This is a genomic window from Embleya australiensis (assembly GCF_051903075.1).
GTDB lineage: Bacteria > Actinomycetota > Actinomycetes > Streptomycetales > Streptomycetaceae > Embleya.
This window is the reverse complement of record NZ_CP182423.1, coordinates 700,945-720,835: the sequence shown is the minus strand read 5'-3', so window position 1 is coordinate 720,835 and position 19,891 is coordinate 700,945. Positions and strand designations below refer to the sequence as shown.

Genomic DNA, 19,891 nt, shown 5'->3' with positions numbered 1-19,891 from the left:
TCGCGCAACGGCCGCGCTGCGGAACACCCTTCGTCCCGACGCGTCGTCCCCTGGAGATCCACCATGTCCCGTGACACCCACGGCCTGACCATCCACACGCATACGGCCTCGGAAGCCGGCCTGCTCGTCAACTCCTACCTGGTGGAGACCGGCGAAGGCGTCGTGGTCGTCGACACCAACCTCCTCAACTCCGAGATCGCCGCACTCGTCGCCAAGGTCGACGCCCTCGGCAAGCCGCTCCTGGGCGTCTTCGTCACCCACGCACACCCCGACCACTTCAACGGCGTTCACGCCCTCATCGACGGCCGCGACGTCCCCGTCTACGCCACCGAAGCCGTCGACCGCGTCATCCGCGACATCTCCGACGCCAAACGTGCCCAATGGGGACCCGTCTACGGCGACGAATGGCCCGCCGTCACCGCCTTCCCCACCGTGCAGTTGAAGGACGGCGACCCCGTCACCCTCGACGGTGTCCGCTACACCGCCCGCGACCTCGGCCCCGCCGAAAGCCACGCGGACAGCGTCTTCCTCGCCCGGGCCGCCAACGCCGAGCGGGACGTGGCGTTCATCGGCGACCTGGCCTTCCACGGCACCCACCCCTACACCGCCGACGGCCACGGCGCCCAGTGGCTGGGGGTCCTGGACACCCTCGCCACCGAACTCGCCGACGCCGCCGTACTCCTGCCCGGCCACGGCGCACCGACCGGCGTAGAGGTCCTCGCCGCACAGCGCGACTACCTGCTGTGCTACCGCGCCGAGGTGGCCCGCCTGGCCGACGGGCAGGCGTCGCTCACCGACGAGGCCAAGGAGGAACTCGACCGCGTCATGCGGGAATACGCGCCGGACGCCCCGCTGTCGTGGATGATCGCCCTCGGCGCCGACGCCGTCGCGGCCGAACTCGCCGCGTCCTGACGGCAGGTTCGGGACGTTTCAGCCCAACAGGGACTGTGCGATGCCCGGCCCGGTTGTGTCGGGCCGGGCCGCCCGCAGCGCCTCCGGGGTCTCGCCCCGCCATCGGCGCATCGCCCGGCGGAGGGTACGTGCGTCCGTGTAGCCCACGCGGGAGGCGATGGCCTGCTGGGGTAGATCGGTCTCCCGCAGCAGCCTCAGCGCGCGTTCCTCGCGGGCGGCCGCGACCTCGCCGCGCCAGGTCGTACCGTGCGCGGACAATCTGCGCTGGAGACTGCGGCCGCTGAGGTGCAGGCGGGCGGCGACCTGGTCGAGGGCGACCGTGTCGCCCCGGAACGCGGAGTCCAGGGCCGCGCGGAAGCGCTCCTGCCACGTCGGCGTGGCGCGCGACGTCGCCATGATCCGGTCCGCGCAACCGCGCAGGAACTGGTCGAGGCCGGGTTGGAAGCCGGGCAGCGGACGCCGGACGTCGTCGAGCCGGAACGTCACGGAGTTGGCCGCCGCCTCGAATTCGATGTTCCGCGTACCGAAATGCTCGGCGTGCCGGCGAACCCCGGTCGGGGCACGATGCGCGAGGGTCACCTTCAGCGGGACGAGCGGCGTCTTGGTGGCCTCGCTCGCCCGGCGCAGGAACACGGCCAGCGCCATCAGGTCGAACGCCTCGGCCACATCGGGGACGTCGACCCCGACGGACTGCCGCAGTGTGTAGAGCGAACCATCCTCGATGCCCTCGATCCGCGTGTCCGCGTCGCCGACCACCCTCAGATACTCCGCGGCGGTGGCGAACGCCGTACGCAGATCGGGGCCGCAGGTGCTCAGGTAGTCCCATATACCGAACGTCCCGATGTCGGCCGCGTCGGTGAGGCGCAGCGCGACGAAGGGACCGGATCCGGCCACCAGCAACTGCTCCCACAACGCGACCGCCGACGCGGTCGGAACGCGTATCAGATCATCGCCGAGGTCCTCCGACGAAAGCCCCGGAAGTTCGTCGAACCGGGCGGAATCCCCGCCTGAATCGCGCACGAGCGCGCGGAAGAACCGCGCGCAGTGCGCCGAAACCGTCCATTCGTGCACGATCGGCAATCCTAGATGCGCTTTCCGCCCCCCGCTGCGAAACCATGACCGAATTTGAGCGCAACCGCCACCGGCCTCGGCAGCGGCTCGGCGATCAATCGTCCTCGACTTGCAGCAGCAGCGCGAAGTGTGTGCCGTTCGTACCTGCGACCAGCAGATCGAAGGTGATCGGGGTCAGGCCGTTGCGCCAGGTTTGTTCGCGGTTCGCCCACCAGATGGCCTCGGGCCCGAGCGTGGCGACGAGCTCGGTGGCCGTCTCGCGTGCGACGTCGGGGTTCATGATGGTCTTCGGGGACCACGCGAGGCTCACCGAGGCGGCCTCGGTCAGCAACTCCACCGCTTCCTCGGGGGTTTCGAGGGGGAAGATCGACCGGTCGATCATCTGCGGATGCCCCATCGACAGGACGGGTCGCCCCCGGGTGTAGCAGGCGAACAGGTCGACGGCTTCCACGTCCACGACCCGTTCGATGAACACGCGAATAGCGTCGACGAACTCCGGCATGTCGGCTCCCGGTCGCGCGAACGCCCCCGACGAGGCGAACACCCCGCGCGAGCGGGTCAGCGAAGCGAGGAGGCGATCGAGGCGGCCTGCGATGTCGGACACGGCCCCAGTGTGCCTCGCACCGCAGGCGATAGCCCCTGCTCGGCGCGAATCGACCCGGCCGGCGCGCGGCGGCGCGGAGGCGACCCGGTCGGACACCGCCGCGCCCGCGCGGGTCAGTTCTCGGCGCGCGCGGTCAGGGCGGCCCGACCCGTGACGCCCAGCTTTCGGTACACGTGGCGAGCGTGCGTCTTGACGGTGTTTACCGAGATGTACAGATCGGCGGCGATCTCCCGGAACGTCAACTCGCTGCGCAGGTAGCGCAGGACGAGCGTCTCGCGCTCGCTGAGGCGTTCGACGGGATGCCCGGTGGCCGCCGCCTCGCTCCCGTCCGCGGTGTTCGCCGGCGCGCCGGCTACCCGCTCGCGCAGGTCGGTGAGCCCCAGCGGATTCGGGCAGCGCGCGAGCCGGGCGTCCGCGTACGCCAGCCGCGCCGCCGCCGCCCGGACCTCGCCGTGTTCCACGTGGGCACCCGCGAGCGTCAGCGCGGCGAACGCCGCCATGGAATGGTCGTTGCCGACACCGGGCGAGTCGTCCAGGAACGCCGTCAAACGCGCGAAGGCCGGTCCGTCGAGCGGGTATTCGAGCAGCGCCGCGAGAATGACGTACTCGGGACGGCTGCGCGCCACCGGTTGCGAGGCGCACTCCCGGAGCAGGCGCTCCGCATCCTGGGCGTGCCGCTCGGCGGCCTTGCGATCCCCCTGCGACAGCGCGGCCATACCGGCGAGTCCGTGCGCGACGCAGCGAAGATGAGCGGGCAGCGCGGGCCGCGCCGACTCGGCCGCGGTCAGCACGTCGGTGATCTCGGCTCGACAGGAGGCGAGTTCGCCCGCGAGCAGCAGGGAGCGGGACAGGCTGATGCGGGCCATCGCGCCGATCGTGGTCATCTGCTCGGTGCCGCGGCCGACGAACGCGCGGGCCTCGCGTACCGACGCCACCAGGTCACCACGCTCGCGCGGCAGGCACAGTCGCCACGCCTCGTCCAACCCGCGGATTCGCCCGCCCGGCGCCCGCCCCTGCACGCGCGCCCACCGATCACGTTCGTCGAAGCGGCCGAGCGTGCACCACAGATGCATCGCGCGATCGCCCAGCCGCAGGGCACCGCGCACCACGTCGTCGGGCAGTGCGGAGAGCCACCGTTCGAGGGTGAATAGGCGGTCGGCGGCCATGAGTTCGTCGTAGACCTCGGTGACCAGGTCGAGGACGAGCGGCCAGTCCGCGGCGCCGAGCGCGTGCTCGATCGCGGTCTCCGGCGCGCCGTGCGCCGCGTACCAGCGCGCGGCGGCGGTGTGCAGACCGCGGGCCCGGGCGCCGCCCAGCGCGGCGAGCCGGCCGAGGAGCGCCTGGCGGAACAGGCGCTGGTAGCGGAAGCCGCCGGCGGGGTCGGGCGACGCGGGCGTGACGAACAGGCCGTCGCGGCGCAGCCGGTCCAGGTGGTCGGCGGCGTCGGTGCCGGGCGGGGAGTCCGGGGTCGGGCTCGTCCGGTCGGCCCCCCGGCGGCGTATCGCGTCCGCCACGGCCGGGACCACCGGATCGAGGATTGCCGTGTCGAGGAGGAAATCACGTAGCTCGACGTCGAGTTCGCGCCACATGTGGTCCAGCAGAGAGTCGGACACGGTACGGTCGCCGCGCGTCAACTCGGCGGCGAGCAGGGCCGGATCGGTACCGCCGGCGAGACGCAGCCCGGCGAGGGCGAGCGCCCCGGCCCAGCCGTCGGTGGCCTCGGCCAGCGCGCTCGCCTCGGCCGCGCGCGGCGTCGTACCGGAGAAGGCGCCGAGGAGGTCGCGCGCCTCGTCCGGGGTGAACCGCAGTTCGTGCCAGGTCACCTCGTCCAGCCGCCCGGACAACCGGTAGCGCTCCAGGACGGCCGGCGGCCGAGCACGGGTGATCGGTATCACCGTCACCGCGCCGGCGGCGGTGCGGAGCAACAGATCCAGCTGCTCGGCCAGTTGCGGATTGACGATGTGCTCGAACTCGTCGAGGACCAGGGCGACGCGGCGCCCGGCCTCGGCGATGCGGTCGGCGAGCTCGGCCGTCCATCCGTCGCTGCCGAGCGGGAACACGCCGTGACCCGGGTCGACGCATCCGGCCGCGCGGGTCAGCGCCGCTCCGGCATGCGCCCAAAATCGGGCCGGGTCGTTGTCGCGCCCGTCGAGCGAGTACCAGGCGACCGCCGCGCCGCCGGGCCGGGCCTCGCGTTGTTCGGCCCACTCCGCCAACGCCGAGGTCTTGCCGGTCCCGCCGGGGCCCAACACCACGACGACCAGCGACCGGGCGACCGCCGCCTCCACCAGCGCCCGTACCCGCGGCCTCGGCACCTGGACCCCGAGCGGGCGCGGAATCCGGACCTTCGCCGCGATCGGCGGCAGGCCGACGCCCGACCCGGCACGCGCGGCGGCAACATGATCCATGGCCCCACGCTAGCGGTACGGATGACGTCCGCTCGTTTGCGTGGTCCGGATCACGCCGGCCCGGTAGGCGGGAAGACCGGGGGCGGCCGGCACGAGGAAGCCGCGGCCCCATGAGCTCGAAGCCTTCGGGGTCACCGGGCAGGATCTTGAACGGGAAGGTCACCGCCGGGCGAGGCGGCGAGCCCGGGACCGACGCCCGCACGCTCCGGACCGGTACGGCCGAGCCCGCACGCCGCCACGCCGCCGACGTCCGCGTCCCGCGACCGAAGCAGGCCCGGACCGCGACCTCCCGTGTCCGCCGTGATCGTCGGTCAAAAGTTCAGGCGCTGAAGGTGTACGGCCGGAACGACCCGCGTGGCGAGCCCCATTCGGGTGATGGTCGCGCGGAGTTCGGCCACCGCCTCGGAGTTCACGGTGCCGGGCAGGGCCGGGTCGTCGTAACCGGTGATCATGTCGTCGTGGTGGCTGGGTATGACGTAGCGCGGCCCGCCGAGCGCGGTGAGCAGCCTCGGGAGGTACTCGTGGACCGTGGTGTGGTCGGTCATCGACACCATCACCACGTCCGGTCGCATCCCCGCGATCTCCCGCTCGACGAAGTTCGTACCGCCGAACAGCATCACCTTCAGCCGCCCCGGCACGGTGACCTGATACGCGAGCGTGCCGCCCTCGACCAGGTCGGCCGTGGTCGTCGGCGGCGGAGGTGGGGCGGTGCGGGAGCCGGGCGCGAAGAAGCCGTGTCCGCCGGACTGGCTGTGCAGACTGCGGATCACCTCGACGGTGTAGGCGCCGCCGCCGAAGCTCAGATACTCGCCGCCCGAGGCGACGATCACCGGGCGCTCGACGCCCATGGCCCGCAGCAGATGCGCGTGCGTCTCGGTACCGATCGTGTCGATCGTGCGCGCCGCCCACTCCCTGCGGTTCAACAGGTGGGGCACGTCCGCCATGTGGTCCCAGTGACCGTGGCTCACCATGACCAGTTCGGGCGGCCCCGCCAGTCGACCCGACGCCGACAACCGCTCGATCACTCGCGGATCGGTGCGCAGCGCACCACCCTGGAGGCGATAGTCGAAGCGGCTCAGGTACGGGTCGAAGTACAACACGCGCCCGTCGAAGGTGATCTCCCACCCGGCCACGCCGAGCCACCGCAGACCCACCCCCACGGGCCCGCGAGCCGCGTCCACCGCGACCTCGGGCTCCGTCGCCGCGGCGAGTTTCGCGCCACCGGCAACCGCGAGCGTCGCGCCACCCAGCACCGCCGCGCGCAACATTCCCCGACGACTCGCGCTCGCCTGCCCTCCGCCGTTCGTGCAGTTCTCACACATGTTGTGCACCCCGTTCCGTGCCGATGTCGAGGGCAGCAGCACATCAAGGCTCGTCACCACATGTCCAAGACCCAATCCGACAGGCAGCGATAGCCGGACAACTATCACCGCCGGTCACGGAGTTGTCTCTGTCGGCAGACAGGTTCACGGTTCCCGACGGACGATGGGTCGGGAACCGACCGGTCGCGCCGCCGAACACGGTGGCGATCCGGTCCTCGACCGCGAAGCCCAAGCGTCGGGACGACATCGCCGTCCGGCCGAGCGCGGCGCACGGCAATGCGGCGGTCAGCGCGAACGCGGCTGATGTTCTTCGCCAACGGTTCGGTCGGTTCGGACTCGCTGTTCGGATCCTGGGGCGGCCCCTTGGCAAGACCGACCACGGTTCACCCGACGAAGCCGCCCGGTGGGGGTGAAGTTGTCGGCCGGTGCGACTGGTTCGCGCTTCGGACCCGACTCTTGTCGCTGGCGACGATCCGGTCGGGTCCCTGACGACACCGATCCGACGACCGTGCGAACCTCGGTCCCGCCGGGGTCTGCCGGGACGGTTTCGCGGCCCGCCGAGCGGTCCAGTGGCGTTCACTCTTTCGTGTTGTGTGGTGTTTTGTCCTTGCCCATTCGACTAACTGAATGGTTGATTTTTCGTATGTTCGGAGAACTGCCGCGTCGAGTCGGGGATCGACGCGAAGGCATGCTCGGCGGCCCCGGGCCGGGCCCCGCCACGCGAACGACGAACCCGGCGACCGCTGTTCCGGTGTCTCCCCCTGTCCCTTCGGAAGTGATCGCCCGGGCGGTGCCGTACCGACCGACCCGGTATCCGTGGTTCCTCATCGGCTGCCCGAACCATCCCCTTCCGGAGGTTTCCGTTGTCCAGTCCCGGCGCCACGACCGCCTCCAGTCCCGACCCGGGGCCCGGTTCGAGCCCCGACGAGCGCCGCGCGGAGGTCGCCTCGCGCACGCTGCCGCTGACCTCCGCGCAACGGGAGTTCTGGCTCGCGGAGCAGCGTCGCCCGGGTATCGGCGCGGCATACCGCGTCGCGGAGTGCGTGGAGATCCACGGCCCGGTGGACGCCGCGCTGTTCGAGGCCGCGCTGCGACAGGCCGTGTCGGAGGCCGAGGCCGTGGGCCTGCGCGTCGTCGAGGGCGGCGACGGCCCGACGCAGATCGTGGACGAGGACCGGCAGTGGTCGCTTCCGCACGTGGACGTCGGTGGTGAAGCCTGCCCCGAGGCGGCGGCACGAGCGTGGGTGGCGGCGGACATGGACACCCCCATGGACGTCTCCCGCGGCCCGCTGTTCCGGTTCGCGTTGTTCCGGCTGGGAACGGACCGCTGGTGGTGGTACGGCAGCAGTCACCACCTGGCGATGGACGGCTTCGGCTTCGCCCTCGTCGCGCGCCGGGTCGCGCGCGTGTACACGGCCCTGGTCGCCGGAAAGGCCCCCGGCGCCTCCCCGTTCGGATCGCCGGAGCATCTGGTGCGAGCCGACTTGGACTACCGGACCTCCGAGCAGTTCGACGCCGACCGCGCGTACTGGACGAACGTGCTCGCCGACCTGCCCGACCCGGCCCCGCTGCCCGCCCGACCGGACCTCGCGCACGCCGACGACGGCGCGGAGGACGGCGTGTGGTTTCCCGGTGCCGGACGCCGAACCCGGGCGCGCCCGATGGCATCCCCCGAAGCGTTGCGCGCGGCGAGCGAGCGGAGCGGGACACAGCGGTCGCGCTACGCCATCGCCGCGGCGGCGGCCTACGCGCACCGGCTGACCGGCGCGCGGGACGTGCTCCTCGGCCTCGTCGTCTCCGGGCGCATGCGGCGCGACCTGCTCAACATCCCGGGCGTACTGGCCAACATCGTGCCGCTGCGCCTGCGGATGCATCCGGCCATGCCACTGGCGGAGTTGCTCGCGAGCGTCGACGCCGCGGTGGAGCAGGCGGTGGCGCACGAGCGCTACCGCGGCGAGGACATCACCCGCGACCTCGGCCTGCCCGACCCGGTCGGCTCCCGGTTCACCATGACCGTCAACGTCATGACGTTCGGCGCCCCCCTCACGTTCGCCGGACACCGCTCCACGACGCACAACCTCTCCCGGGGAGGCGTCGCCGGCCCGACACTGGTGGTCCTGGAACAACGCGACGGCGCCGGCCTGCGATTGGAACTGCACGCCCCGGCGGAGCGGTACACCGACGCGGACCTGATGGACCACCAGACCCGGCTGCTGCGCCTGCTCGACGCCATGGCCACGGCCGACCCCGAACGGCGAGTCGGCGATCTCGAACTGCTGTCCGACGACGAGCGCCGCGAGTCGACGGGCCCCCGCGAGCCGGCGCCGACCGCTGTCGTGCGGACCGTCGTGCCCGAACTGTTCGAAGTACACGCCCGCACCGCCCCGCAGGCCGTCGCCGTGGTGTGCGGAGCGGACACCCTGACCTACGGACAGCTGAACGCCGGGGCGAACCGCCTCGCGCACGCCCTGATCGCCCGCGGCGTCGGCCCCGAGGACATCGTCGCCCTCCTACTGCCGCGCGGCGTCGAGATGGTGACCACGATCCTCGCGGTCCTCAAGGCCGGCGCCGCGTATCTGCCCATCGAACCCGACTGCCCCGCCACCCGACTGAGGGACACGCTCACCGACACCGGGGCGACCCTGCTGCTCACCCACTGCGCGATCCACGCCGCGATCGACCCCGCCCCCGACGCGAATTCGCTGCTCCTGGACGCCCCCTCGACCATCGCGCTCCTGCGCGAACTCCCCGATTCCGACCCGCTCGTCACCATCGACCCCCGGCATCCGGCCTACCTCATCCACACATCGGGTTCGACCGGCCGGCCCAAGGGCGTGATGGTCTCCCACCGCAACGTGGTGCGGCTGTTCGCGATGACCCGGGGCCACTTCGCGTGCGGCGCGGACGACGTGTGGACGATGTTCCACTCCTATACCTTCGACGTCTCGGTGTGGGAGATCTTCGGCGCGCTGCTGCACGGCGGGCGCCTGGTCGTCGTCCCCCACGACACCACCCGCTCCCCGGAGAAGTTCCTGCGCCTGCTGGTCGACGAGCGCGTGACGGTGCTCTGCCAGACCCCGTCCGCGTTCCATCCCCTGATGCACGCCGATCGCGAAGCGCCGCAGCTCGGGCGGGCGCTCTCGCTGCGCACCGTGACCCTCGTCGGCGAGGCACTGGACCCCGCGCGCCTGGAGGACTGGTACAGCCGCCACGGCGACCGCGGGGCCGCGGTGCTCAACCTGTACGGCCCCACCGAGACCACGATGTACGTCACCCACGCCGCGTTCGACCGGGCGACCGCCGCCGCGGCGGGGGCCAGCGTGATCGGCACCGTGCTGCCCGACATGCGCGCCTTCGTCCTCGACGCCGCCCTGCGACCGGTACCCCCGGGTGTGCCCGGCGAGTTGTACCTCGCCGGCGAGGGACTGGCCCGCGGCTACCGCAACCGGCCCGGCCTCACCGCCGAACGTTTCGTCGCCTGCCCGTACGCGACACCGGGCGAGCGGATGTACCGCACCGGGGACCTGGTGCGCCGGCGTGCCGACGGCGCCCTGGTCTACCTCGGCCGTGCCGACCGGCAGATCAAGATCCGCGGCTTCCGGATCGAACCCGGCGAAGTGGAAACCGTCCTGGCGGGCCATCCGTCCGTGGCCCGGGTCGCGGTCGCCGCGCGGGGGGACCGGCCCGGCGACCGGCGTCTGGTCGCCTACATCGTTCCCGGCCCCGGCGGCGCGACGGCCGCGGAACTGCGCGAGCACGCGCGGCGGCACCTGCCCGACCACATGGTCCCTTCGGTATTCATGACGCTGGACGCGCTTCCCCTGACGGTGAACGGCAAGCTCGACACGGCCGCGCTCCCGGCTCCCGAGCAGCACCTCGGCGAGGCGGGCCGGGCCGGGCGTACCCCACACGAACAGGTGCTGGGGGAGTTGTTCGCCGAAATCCTCGACCTGCCCCGAGTCGGCGCCGACGACTCCTTCTTCGACCTCGGCGGACACTCCCTGCTCGCCACCCGCCTCATCTCCCGCCTGCGCGCGGTGCTTGGCATCGAGGTGGGCATCCGCACCCTGTTCGAGGCACCCACTCCCGCCGGTCTGGCCGCCCGACTCGACCCCGCGGGGCGCACCCGGCCCGTGCTGCGCCCACGGCACCGCCCGACGCCGCTGCCGCTGTCCCACGCCCAGCGCCGCCTGTGGTTCCTCCACCGGATGCACGGCCCCACGGCCACCTACAACATCGCCCTCACCCTGCGCCTGACCGGGAAACTCGACGCGGCGGCACTGGAACAGGCCCTGGTGGACGTGGCCCTGCGGCAGGAGAGCCTGCGCACCGTCTTCCCCGTGTTCGAGGACGGCCTGCCCGGTCAGCGGGTTCTGGACGAGACACAAATCCGTCGGCACTTGGCCCTGCCGGTGACGTTCGTCGACGAGCGGGAACTCGCCGACCGGGCGGCGTCGGCGGCGCGTCGCGGCATCGACCCGACGATCGAACCCCCGGTGCGCGCCGAACTGTTCGCCCTGGCCCCCGACGAGCACGTGTTGTCGCTGGTGGTGCACCACATCGCCGGCGACGGCTGGTCGATCGGCCCGCTGGCACGGGACCTGTCCACGGCGTACCGCGCGCGGTGCGGCGGCGAGGCGCCCGTCTGGACGCCGCTGCCGGTGCAGTACGCCGACTACACCCTGTGGCAGCGGGACCTCCTGGGGGATCCGGCGGATCCCGAAAGCCTGGCCGCGCGCCAACTCGCCTACTGGAAACAGGCGTTGGCCGGCCTGCCCGAGCAACTCGCGCTGCCCACCGACCGAACCCGTCCCGCGGTGGCCACCCACCGCGGCGCCACCGTCGATCTCACGCTGGGCGCCGACCTCCACGCCACTCTGCTCGATCTCGCCCGTGCCCGAGGGGCCAGCCTGCACATGGTCCTCCAGGCGGGTCTCGCCGCCCTGTTCACCCGCCTCGGCGCCGGACACGACATCCCCATCGGCACCCCGATCGCCGGCCGCACCGACGAGGCCCTCGACGACCTCGTCGGATTCTTCGTCAACACCCTGGTCCTGCGCACCGACACCGGCGGCGACCCGTCCTTCGGCGAACTCCTCACCCGTGTCCGCGACACCAACCTGGCCGCCTACGCACACCAGGACCTGCCCTTCGAACGCCTGGTGGAAGAGCTGAGCCCGACCCGCTCCCTCGCGCACCACCCCCTGTTCCAGGTGATGCTCGCCCTGCAGAACACCCCCGACGCGAGCGTCGAGTTGCCCGGCCTGCGGGTGAGCGGGCGAGCGACTCCCACCGGCACGGCGCGCGTGGACCTGACCCTCGACCTCACCGAACGGCACACCCCCGACGGCGCCCCGGACGGGATCGTGGGCACCGCCGAATACGCCACCGACGTGTTCGACGGCGCCACCATCGAGACGCTGACAAACCGGTGGACCCGCTTGTTGGCCTCGGTGGCGGCCCACCCGGACCGGCCGATCGGCCGGGCGGAGATCATGTCCGCGCACGAACGCCGCCGAGTGCTCCCGGAGTTCGACCGGGCCGCCCCCGCGACGCCGTGGCGGTCGATGCCGGAGCTGTTCGCGGCACGGGTGGCGCGGACACCGGACGCGGTCGCGCTGATCGCCGGCGAGAGCAGGCCGAGTTATCGGGAGTTGAACACCCGGGCGAACCGGTTCGCACACGCCCTGATCGCCCGCGGCATCGGCCCCGAGGACGTCGTCGCCCTCGTGCTGCCCCGCTCGATCGACCTCGTGGTCGCGATCCTGGGCACACTCAAGGCGGGCGCGGCCTTCCTGCCCGTCGATCCCGACAGCCCGACCGCTCGCGTCCGGACGATTCTCGACGGCGCCCGCCCCGCACTCGTCCTCGACCACCCGGACCAGGTCCCCGCCCCGGGGGAGGAACGCCCGGACACCGACCCGGGCATCGCCGTCGACCCCCGGCACGGCGCCTGCGTCCCGCACGCCTTCGGCGACCCTGGCCGCCTCGGGGGAGTGACCGTCACGCACGCCGGCATCGCCCACATGGCCGCCGTCCAGGCCGAAACGCTCGGGCTCGGCACGGGCAGCCGCGTGTTGCTCTCCCACGTCTTCGACGTGCTGGTCCGGGACGTGTGCGCGGCCCTGTTGTCCGGCGCCGCGCTGGTGATCGACCCGGAGGCCGACGCGCCGTCGGCGCTCGCCGAAGCGTCATGCGCCGTCGCCGACCCGCCGAACACGCTCGCCGAGCCGGTGTCGCGCCCGACGCACACCACCGTGCCGCCGTCCGCGATCGACGGCCCTGTGGCCCGGTTGGTCGTCGCCGACGACGCACACCCGGGGGACCGGTGGGCGCCCGGGCGACGCGTGATCCACGCCTACGGTCCGCCCGAGACCACCGCATGGGCGATGATGAGCGCCCCGCTCGCCCCCACCGGGCCCGTGGCGCCGATCGGCCTCGGCCGGCCCGTGGCGGGCATGCGCGCCTACGTGCTGGACGCCGCCCTGCGGCCGGTACCGCCGGGCGTGACGGGGGAGTTGTACCTCGCCGGAGCCGGACTGGCTCGCGGCTACCGGGGCCTGCCCGGCGCCACCGCCGAACGGTTCGTCGCCTGCCCGTGGGGCCGGCCGGGCGAACGCATGTACCGCACCGGCGACCTCGCGACATGGCGCTCGGACGAGAACGGGCTGGACTTTCGCGGTCGCGCCGACGACCGGGTCGAGTTCCGCGGTGCCCCCATCGACCCGAGCGGGATCGAAACCGTCCTGGCGGCCCACCCGGACGTGGACCGAGCCGCCGTCGTCGTCCGCGACGATCGGCACGGCGGCGCGCACCTGGTCGCCTACCTGATCCCCGCCACCGGCCGCACCGTCTCCGCCGCCGAATTGACGGCGTACGCGCGACAACACCTGGCCGAAGGCGTGATCCCCTCGACGTTCACGACCGTGGACGCCCTGCCCCTCACCACACACGGCACACTCGACCGCCGTGCGCTCCCCGCTCCCGAACACCGCCCCGCCGACGAACACCCGCGAGCCCCCGGCACCCCGCAGGAACGTCTGCTGTGCGAACTGTTCGCCGAAACCCTCGACCTCGCGCACGTGTCCCCCGACGACAACTTCTTCGACCTCGGCGGCCACTCCCTCCTGGCGACCCGACTCACCTCCCGCATCCGCGCCGCCCTCGACACCGACGTGGAACTGCGCACACTCTTCGAGGCCCCCACCCCGGCCGCCTTGGCGGGGCGACTGCACGGCGCAAGCCCCGTCCGGCGACCCGCCCTGGGCCGCCGGCAACGCCCCCGGAACCTGCCGCTGTCCAGCGCCCAGCGCCGGTTGTGGTTCCTGTACCGCCTCGAAGGCCCCAGCCCCACCTACAACATCCCCTTCGCGGTGCGCCTGACCGGCCGCCTGGACCGACCGGCCCTGCACGCCGCGCTCGCCGACGTCGCGGTCCGACACGAGAGCCTGCGCACGATCTTTCCCGCGTCGGGAGACGGACCGCCCCACCAGCAGGTGCTGCACCCGGCGTACACCCGCCGATCCCTGCGCCTGCCCGTCACCCGACTCGACGAGAGCGAACTTCGCGACCGGCTCGTCGCCGCCGCCCGCCACTCCTTCGACCTCGCCGCCGAACCGCCACTGCGCGCGGAACTGTTCATCGTCGGACCGGACGAGCACGTGCTGTTGCTGCTCGTACACCACATCGCGGGCGACGGTTGGTCGACGGGCCCGCTCGCGCGCGACCTCACCCTCGCCTACACCGCGCGGGCTCGCGACGAGCAACCCGCATGGGACCCGCTGCCGGTCCAATACGCCGACTACACCCTGTGGCAGCACGACCTGCTCGGCGACCCGGCCCGGCCCGACAGTCTCGCCGCCCGCCAACTCGCCCACTGGAAACACGCCCTGCACGGCCTGCCCGATCAGCTGCCACTGCCTTTCGACCGCCCCCGCCCCGCGACCGCCACCCATCGCGGCGAGCACTTGGCCGTCGCACTCGACGCCGAACTGCACGCGGCCCTGACCGAGCTGGGCAGACGCCACGGCGCGAGCCTGTTCATGGTCCTGCACGCCGGGCTCGCGGCCCTGCTCACCCGCCTGGGCGCGGGCACCGACATCCCGATCGGCAGTCCCATCGCCGGCCGCACCGACCAGGCCCTCGACGACCTCGTCGGATTCTTCGTCAACACCCTCGTCCTGCGCGCCGACACCTCCGGCGATCCCACCTTCGCCGAACTCCTCGCCCGTGTCCGCGACAACGCCCTGGCCGCCTACGCCCACCAGGACCTGCCGTTCGAACAACTGGTGGAAGAACTCAACCCCGCCCGGTCGCTGTCCCGGAACCCGCTGTTCCAGGTGATGCTCGGCCTCCACCCCGCGCCGGCGCAGGACCTCGCGCTCCCGGGACTGCGCACCACCGCCGTGCCCCTCGACCCCGAAACCGCCCGGGTCGACCTCGCGTTCGTACTGGAGGAGCGGTACAGCCCCCGCACCGGCCCCGCCGGTGTGAGCGGCCTGATCGAGTACGCCACCGACCTCTTCGACCGGTCCACGATCGAGACACTGACCACACGATGGATCCGCCTGCTGCGGGCCGCCGCCACCCACCCCGACACATCCATCGGCCGCATCGACCTGCTCTCCCCGCACGAACGGCGCACGCTGCGCTCCGGCACCGACCGGCCCGAGACGCACGACGACGCCGTGCCGTGGGCCGCGCTGCCCGACCTGTTCGCCGAGCGGGTGCGGACCGCCCCGGACGCGCCGGCCGTGATCGCCGGCGCCACGACCGTGACCTACCGCGAACTGGACGAGCGCGCGAACCGCCTCGCACACGCCCTCGTCGACCGGGGCGTACGACCCGAGAACACGGTGGCGGTCCTGCTGGAACGCTCCCTCGACCTGGTCGCGGCCCTGCTGGCGATCGTCAAGGCCGGGGCCGGGTACGTGCCGCTGGACCCGCGGTTCCCGTCCTCCCGCATCGACCTGATCATGCGCCACACCGACGCGGCGCTGCTGCTGACCCCCGAAACGCTGACCACGCTCGACCGACACCACCACGGCGCCGCCGCCCCGGACATCGCCTGCCACCCCCGCCAACTCGCCTACGTGATGTTCACCTCCGGCTCGACCGGTGAACCCAAGGGCATCGCCGTGACCCACCACGACGTGGCCGCGCTGGCACTGGCCCCCACGTGGCGCGGCGGCGCCCACGAGCGCGTCCTGGCCCACTCGCCCACCGCGTTCGACGCCTCCACCTACGAACTGTGGACACCCCTGCTCAACGGCGGCACCGTCGTCCTGGCCCCGCCCGACCCCCTGGACCCCGACACCCTCCGCCGCGTCCTCGACCGCCACGCGGTCACCGCCGTGTTCCTCACCTGCGGACTCTTCCACCTGATCGCGGAGCAGCAGCCGCACTGCCTGGCGGGTGTGCGCGAGGTGTGGACCGGAGGCGACGTGGTCTCCCCGTCCGCCGTCGCCCGGGTGCGGCAGGCATGTCCCGGCACGGAGGTGGTGCACGTCTACGGCCCCACCGAGACGACGACGTTCGCCACCCACCACCGGGTCGGCCCCGTGGTCGCCGCCGACCGTCCGCTGCCGCTGGGCCGGCCCATGCCGGGGATGCGGGCATGGGTCCTGGGCCCGGCGCTCGATCCGTTGCCGCCCGGCGCGACGGGCGAGTTGTACCTCGCCGGCCCGGGCGTCGCCCGCGGCTACCTCAACCGGCCGGGCACGACCGCCGAGCGGTTCGTGGCGTGCCCGTTCGGCCCACCCGGGGAACGGATGTACCGCACCGGCGACCTCGCCCGCCTGCGCGCCGACGGCACGGGCCTGGAGTTCGCCGGTCGCGTCGACCAGCAGGTCAAGATCCGCGGTTTCCGCATCGAGCCCGGCGAGATCGAAGCCGTCCTCACCGCGCACCCGGCGGTTGCCCAAGCCGCGGTCGTCGTCCGCGAGAGGCGCCACGGCGACAAACACCTCACCGCCCACCTCGTCCCCACCCCAGGCGAGCCCGCCGCGACCCCCGCGCAACTGCGCGAGTACAGCCGACAACACCTGCCCGACTACATGCTCCCCTCGGCGTTCGTCCTCCTCGAAGCCATGCCGCTGACCCCCAACGGCAAGCCCGACCGCGCCGCGCTACCCGACCCCGAACACCGACCCAACACCGGGGACGCCACCCACACGACCCCACGAACCCCCCACGAACGGGTCCTCACCGAACTGTTCGCCGAGGTGTTGGACCTGCCCGCCGTCGGGGCCGACGACTCCTTCTTCGACCTCGGCGGCCACTCCCTCCTCGCCACCCGCCTCATCGCCCGGATCCGCGCCGTCCTCGGCGTCGACATCGCACTCGGCGCCCTCTTCGAGACGCCCACCCCGGCCGGCCTGGCCGCGCGATCGGGGACGGATCGACCCGGCGGCGCCCTGGAGGTGGTGCTGCCGCTGCGCCCGCACGGAACCCGGCCCCCGCTGTGGTGCGTGCATCCCGCGGGCGGTATCGGCTGGTCCTACGGCGGGCTGTTGCGCCACCTGCCCCCGCACCAACCCGTGTACGCGCTCCAGGCCCGCGCCCTGAGCCGGTCCGCACCGGCGCCGGCTTCGGTCGAGGAGATGGCCGCCGACTACCTGGAGGAGATCCGCAAGATCCAGCCGCGGGGCCCCTACCGGCTGCTCGGCTGGTCCGCGGGCGGACTGATCGCGCACGCCATGGCCACCGAACTGGCCGCGCGCGGCGAACACACGGCGCTGCTGGCCGTGCTCGACGCCTATCCCCTGTACACGATCTCCCCCCACGCGTCGACCCTGCGCGGGGGAGCGGAGCACCTGGCCCTCGTCCTCGACTGCGATCCGGACGCCTTCGCCCCACACCGGATCACCTACGACGGGCTCGCGCGGGTGCTGCGCGAACGAGAACACATCCTGGCCGCCCTGCAACCGCACCAACTCGCGACCGTCGCGGCCGTACTGGACCACAACGCGGCGGCGGCGCACGCGTTCACCCCCGGCGTCCTCGACGGCGACATGCTGCTGTTCAAGGCCGGCGCCGACCGCGACCCCCACACCCCCGAGCCCGCGACCTGGCACCGACACGTCACCGGCCGCATCGAGGTTCACGAGATCCCGGCGCGACACAACGCCCTGACGCACCCGGACGCTCTCGCCCGGATCGGCCCCATCCTCGCGTCCCACCTCGACCGGATCAGCGCGTGCGACTCGACGGACGGGCCCGGCACCCCTCACCCCACGCCCCCCACACCCGGTCCGCCCGGACCGCCGACCCTCCTCAGGGAGCCGACATGAGCCACCCGACCAACCCCTTCGAGGACAACGACGCCACCTACCTGGTCCTGGTCAACGACGAGGACCAGCACTCCCTGTGGCCCGCGACCCTCGACATCCCCGCCGGCTGGCGGGTGACCCACCCCGAGGCCGACCGGCAAACCTGCCTCGACCACGTCGAACACACCTGGACCGACATGCGCCCCCGGACCCTGATCGAAGCCATGAACGCCCGGGAGCGATAACCGGCGGCACGCGACGGCGGCTCCCGGCTTCGCGTCGCACCCGGGCGGCACGGCGTGGCGACGGCTGCGGAGCTATAGCTGTTTTGGGATACCGGTCGGTGTTTCAGGTATTTGCCTGGCATGGGTGCCGGGCGCGAGGCTGGCACCGTCCCCGTCGCGCCGCCCGAGGAGATCGTCGGCAGGCTGCGGACTTCACACCGGATCCCGCAGAGGAGCAGCCTCATGAGCGCCCGTGCCACCGACGTTCTGCACCAGGTCGACGAGATACTGCCGGTGCTCCGAGAGCGGGCGCAGCAGGCCGAGGACGCGCGGGCGGTGCCCACCGATTCGATCGAGCTGCTGCGCGAGGCCGGGTTCTTTCGCCTGATGCGGCCGACGCGGTACGGCGGCCTCGAGGCGCGGCCGATCGACCACTTCACCGCGGTGCGGGCGATCGCCGGCGCGTGCGGTTCGACGGGCTGGGTGGCCTCGGTGCTGGGCGCGCACCAGTGGCACCTGGCGCAGTTCGACGCGCGGGCGCAGGAGGAGTTCTGGGGCTCGGACGACACGGCGGTGTTGTCGTCGGCGTATGCGCCGCTCGGGCGCGCGGTCGCCGTGGCGGGCGGCTACACGTTGAGCGGGCGGTGGAGCTTCTCATCCGGCGTCGATCACGCCGCGGGCACCATCCTCGGCGGTTTGGTGATGGGCGCGGACGGCAAGCCGGTCGACTACGCGGCCTTCGTGGTCCCGGCGGCGGACTACACGGTGGATCCGGTCTGGAACACCGTGGGGCTGCGCGGGACGGGCAGCAACGACGTGGTCGTCCAGGACGTGTTCGTGCCCGCGCACCGGGTGCTGAGCTTCGACGCGCAGTTCCGGTGCGCGTGTCCGGGCCACGAGGTCAACCGGGCGCCGATGTACCGGATCCCGCTGTACACGTTCATGACCACGACGATCACCACGCCGCTGATCGGCATGGCGACCGGTGTGTACGAGGCGCACGTGGCACACCAGCGCACCCGGGTGCGTGCGTTCGGCGGGGACAAGGCGAAGGACGATCCGTTCGCGAAGGTCCGCGTGGCGGAGGCGGCCAGCGACATCGAGGCGTCGTGGTTGCAGATGACACACAACCTCGAGGCGATCCTGGCGTGCGCCGAGGCCGGACGGCCGATCCCGCTGGAACTGCGCGCCAGGCACCGTCGTGACCAGGTACGCGCCGGGCAGCGTGCGATCGCGGCGGCGGACCGGCTGTTCGAGGCGTCGGGGGTGACCGCGCTGCACGCGGACTCGGCCATCCAGCGACTGTGGCGCGACGCGCACGCGGCGCGGGTGCACGTGGCGAACGACCCCGAGCCCGCCCAGAAGCTGTTCGGAGACCTGGAGTTCGGCGAGTCGGTCACCGGTGGCATGCTGTGACGGCGGCCATAGGCGCGGCGGTGCGGTCGAAGGCCGCGGACACCGCAGGCGCCGCGGACGTCCGCCGGTTCCGCGATGTATTGGGGCACTTTTGCACCGGCATCGTGGTGGTGACATCGGTCGACGAGGAGAGCCGTCGGCCCGTGGGGTTCGCGTGCCAGTCGTTCGCGGCCCTGTCGCTGGATCCGCCGCTGGTGCTGTTCTGCCCGGCGAAGACGTCGCGTACCTGGCCGGTGATCGCCCGGACCGGGCGATTCGCGGTCAATGTCCTCACCCACGCCCAGCAGCGGATCAGCGCCCGGTTCGGCGGCAGCGCCCCCGACAAGTTCGCGGACCTCGACTGGCGTCCCGGCGCGCTCGGGATGCCGGTACTGGCGGATGTCGCGGCCTGGCTGGAGTGCGCCGTCGAGGACGTGCACGAGGCCGGCGACCACTTCGTCGTGGTCGGCCGCGTGTCCGGTCTCGATGCGGCGGGTGCCGAGCGCCCGCTGCTGTTCCACCGGGGCAGGTACACCGTCACCGCCCCCGATTCGCCCGCCGCGCCCTTCCCGGCGTGGCCGCCCGCGGACGCCTGGCTCTGACCACCCGGGCCGGGCACGGACCCGGCGCCGTGGACCCGGCCGGGCACGGCCACATCGATCTCGCGTCGACGACAGCACGAGGA

9 protein-coding genes are annotated in these 19,891 nt (G+C 72.7%); 5 read left to right on the top strand and 4 right to left on the bottom strand.

Annotated elements, in window-relative coordinates; translation table 11 throughout:
• Positions 1-63 precede the first annotated feature (63 nt).
• Positions 64-912 (top strand): MBL fold metallo-hydrolase, encoded by an 849-nt coding sequence (locus ACMXN5_RS33355; protein WP_439678626.1) that lies wholly within the window; start codon positions 64-66, stop codon positions 910-912.
• Between the two features lie 18 nt (positions 913-930).
• Here ACMXN5_RS33355 and ACMXN5_RS33350 read toward each other — a convergent pair whose 3' ends face one another.
• From ACMXN5_RS33350 to ACMXN5_RS33335, 4 genes are all read right to left on the bottom strand, one after another.
• Positions 931-1,983 carry an AraC family transcriptional regulator ligand-binding domain-containing protein gene (locus ACMXN5_RS33350; protein ID WP_439678625.1) on the bottom strand — a complete coding sequence of 351 codons (1,053 nt, stop codon included), beginning with the start codon at positions 1,981-1,983 and terminating at the stop codon, positions 931-933.
• A gap of 94 nt (positions 1,984-2,077) precedes the next feature.
• The gene (locus ACMXN5_RS33345; protein ID WP_439678624.1) at positions 2,078-2,587 is read right to left on the bottom strand and encodes a hypothetical protein; all 510 of its coding nucleotides are present in this window, start codon (positions 2,585-2,587) and stop codon (positions 2,078-2,080) included.
• Between the two features lie 113 nt (positions 2,588-2,700).
• The gene (locus tag ACMXN5_RS33340) at positions 2,701-4,995 is read right to left on the bottom strand and encodes a LuxR C-terminal-related transcriptional regulator (protein ID WP_439678623.1); all 2,295 of its coding nucleotides are present in this window, start codon (positions 4,993-4,995) and stop codon (positions 2,701-2,703) included.
• Between the two features lie 311 nt (positions 4,996-5,306).
• On the bottom strand, positions 5,307-6,374 hold the full coding sequence (locus ACMXN5_RS33335; RefSeq protein WP_439678622.1) for an MBL fold metallo-hydrolase: 1,068 nt from the start codon (positions 6,372-6,374) through the stop codon (positions 5,307-5,309).
• 806 nt (positions 6,375-7,180) lie between these two features.
• Between ACMXN5_RS33335 and ACMXN5_RS33330 the strand changes: the two genes are divergently transcribed.
• From ACMXN5_RS33330 to hsaB, 4 genes are all read left to right on the top strand, one after another.
• Positions 7,181-17,608, top strand: coding sequence for an amino acid adenylation domain-containing protein (locus ACMXN5_RS33330; RefSeq protein ID WP_439678621.1), 10,428 nt, complete (start codon positions 7,181-7,183; stop codon positions 17,606-17,608).
• Complete coding sequence (locus ACMXN5_RS33325) at positions 17,605-17,832, top strand: MbtH family protein (protein WP_439678620.1); 228 nt, start codon at positions 17,605-17,607, stop codon at positions 17,830-17,832. Before ACMXN5_RS33330 ends, ACMXN5_RS33325 begins: the two co-directional genes overlap by 4 nt.
• Before the next feature lie 222 nt (positions 17,833-18,054).
• On the top strand, positions 18,055-19,227 hold the full coding sequence (gene hsaA / locus ACMXN5_RS33320) for a 3-hydroxy-9,10-secoandrosta-1,3,5(10)-triene-9,17-dione monooxygenase oxygenase subunit (protein WP_439678619.1): 1,173 nt from the start codon (positions 18,055-18,057) through the stop codon (positions 19,225-19,227).
• Positions 19,224-19,808 (top strand): 3-hydroxy-9,10-secoandrosta-1,3,5(10)-triene-9,17-dione monooxygenase reductase subunit, encoded by a 585-nt coding sequence (hsaB, locus tag ACMXN5_RS33315; RefSeq protein WP_439678618.1) that lies wholly within the window; start codon positions 19,224-19,226, stop codon positions 19,806-19,808. Before hsaA ends, hsaB begins: the two co-directional genes overlap by 4 nt.
• Positions 19,809-19,891: the final 83 nt, after the last annotated feature.

Excerpts from the sequence above, each read along its gene's own strand:
- ACMXN5_RS33355 (WP_439678626.1), top strand. The coding sequence starts at position 64 with ATGTCCCGTGACACCCACGGCCTGACCATCCACACGCATACGGCCTCG.
- ACMXN5_RS33340 (WP_439678623.1), bottom strand. The coding sequence starts at position 4,995 with ATGGATCATGTTGCCGCCGCGCGTGCCGGGTCGGGCGTCGGCCTGCCG.
- ACMXN5_RS33325 (WP_439678620.1), top strand. The coding sequence starts at position 17,605 with ATGAGCCACCCGACCAACCCCTTCGAGGACAACGACGCCACCTACCTG.
- hsaA (WP_439678619.1), top strand. The coding sequence starts at position 18,055 with ATGAGCGCCCGTGCCACCGACGTTCTGCACCAGGTCGACGAGATACTG.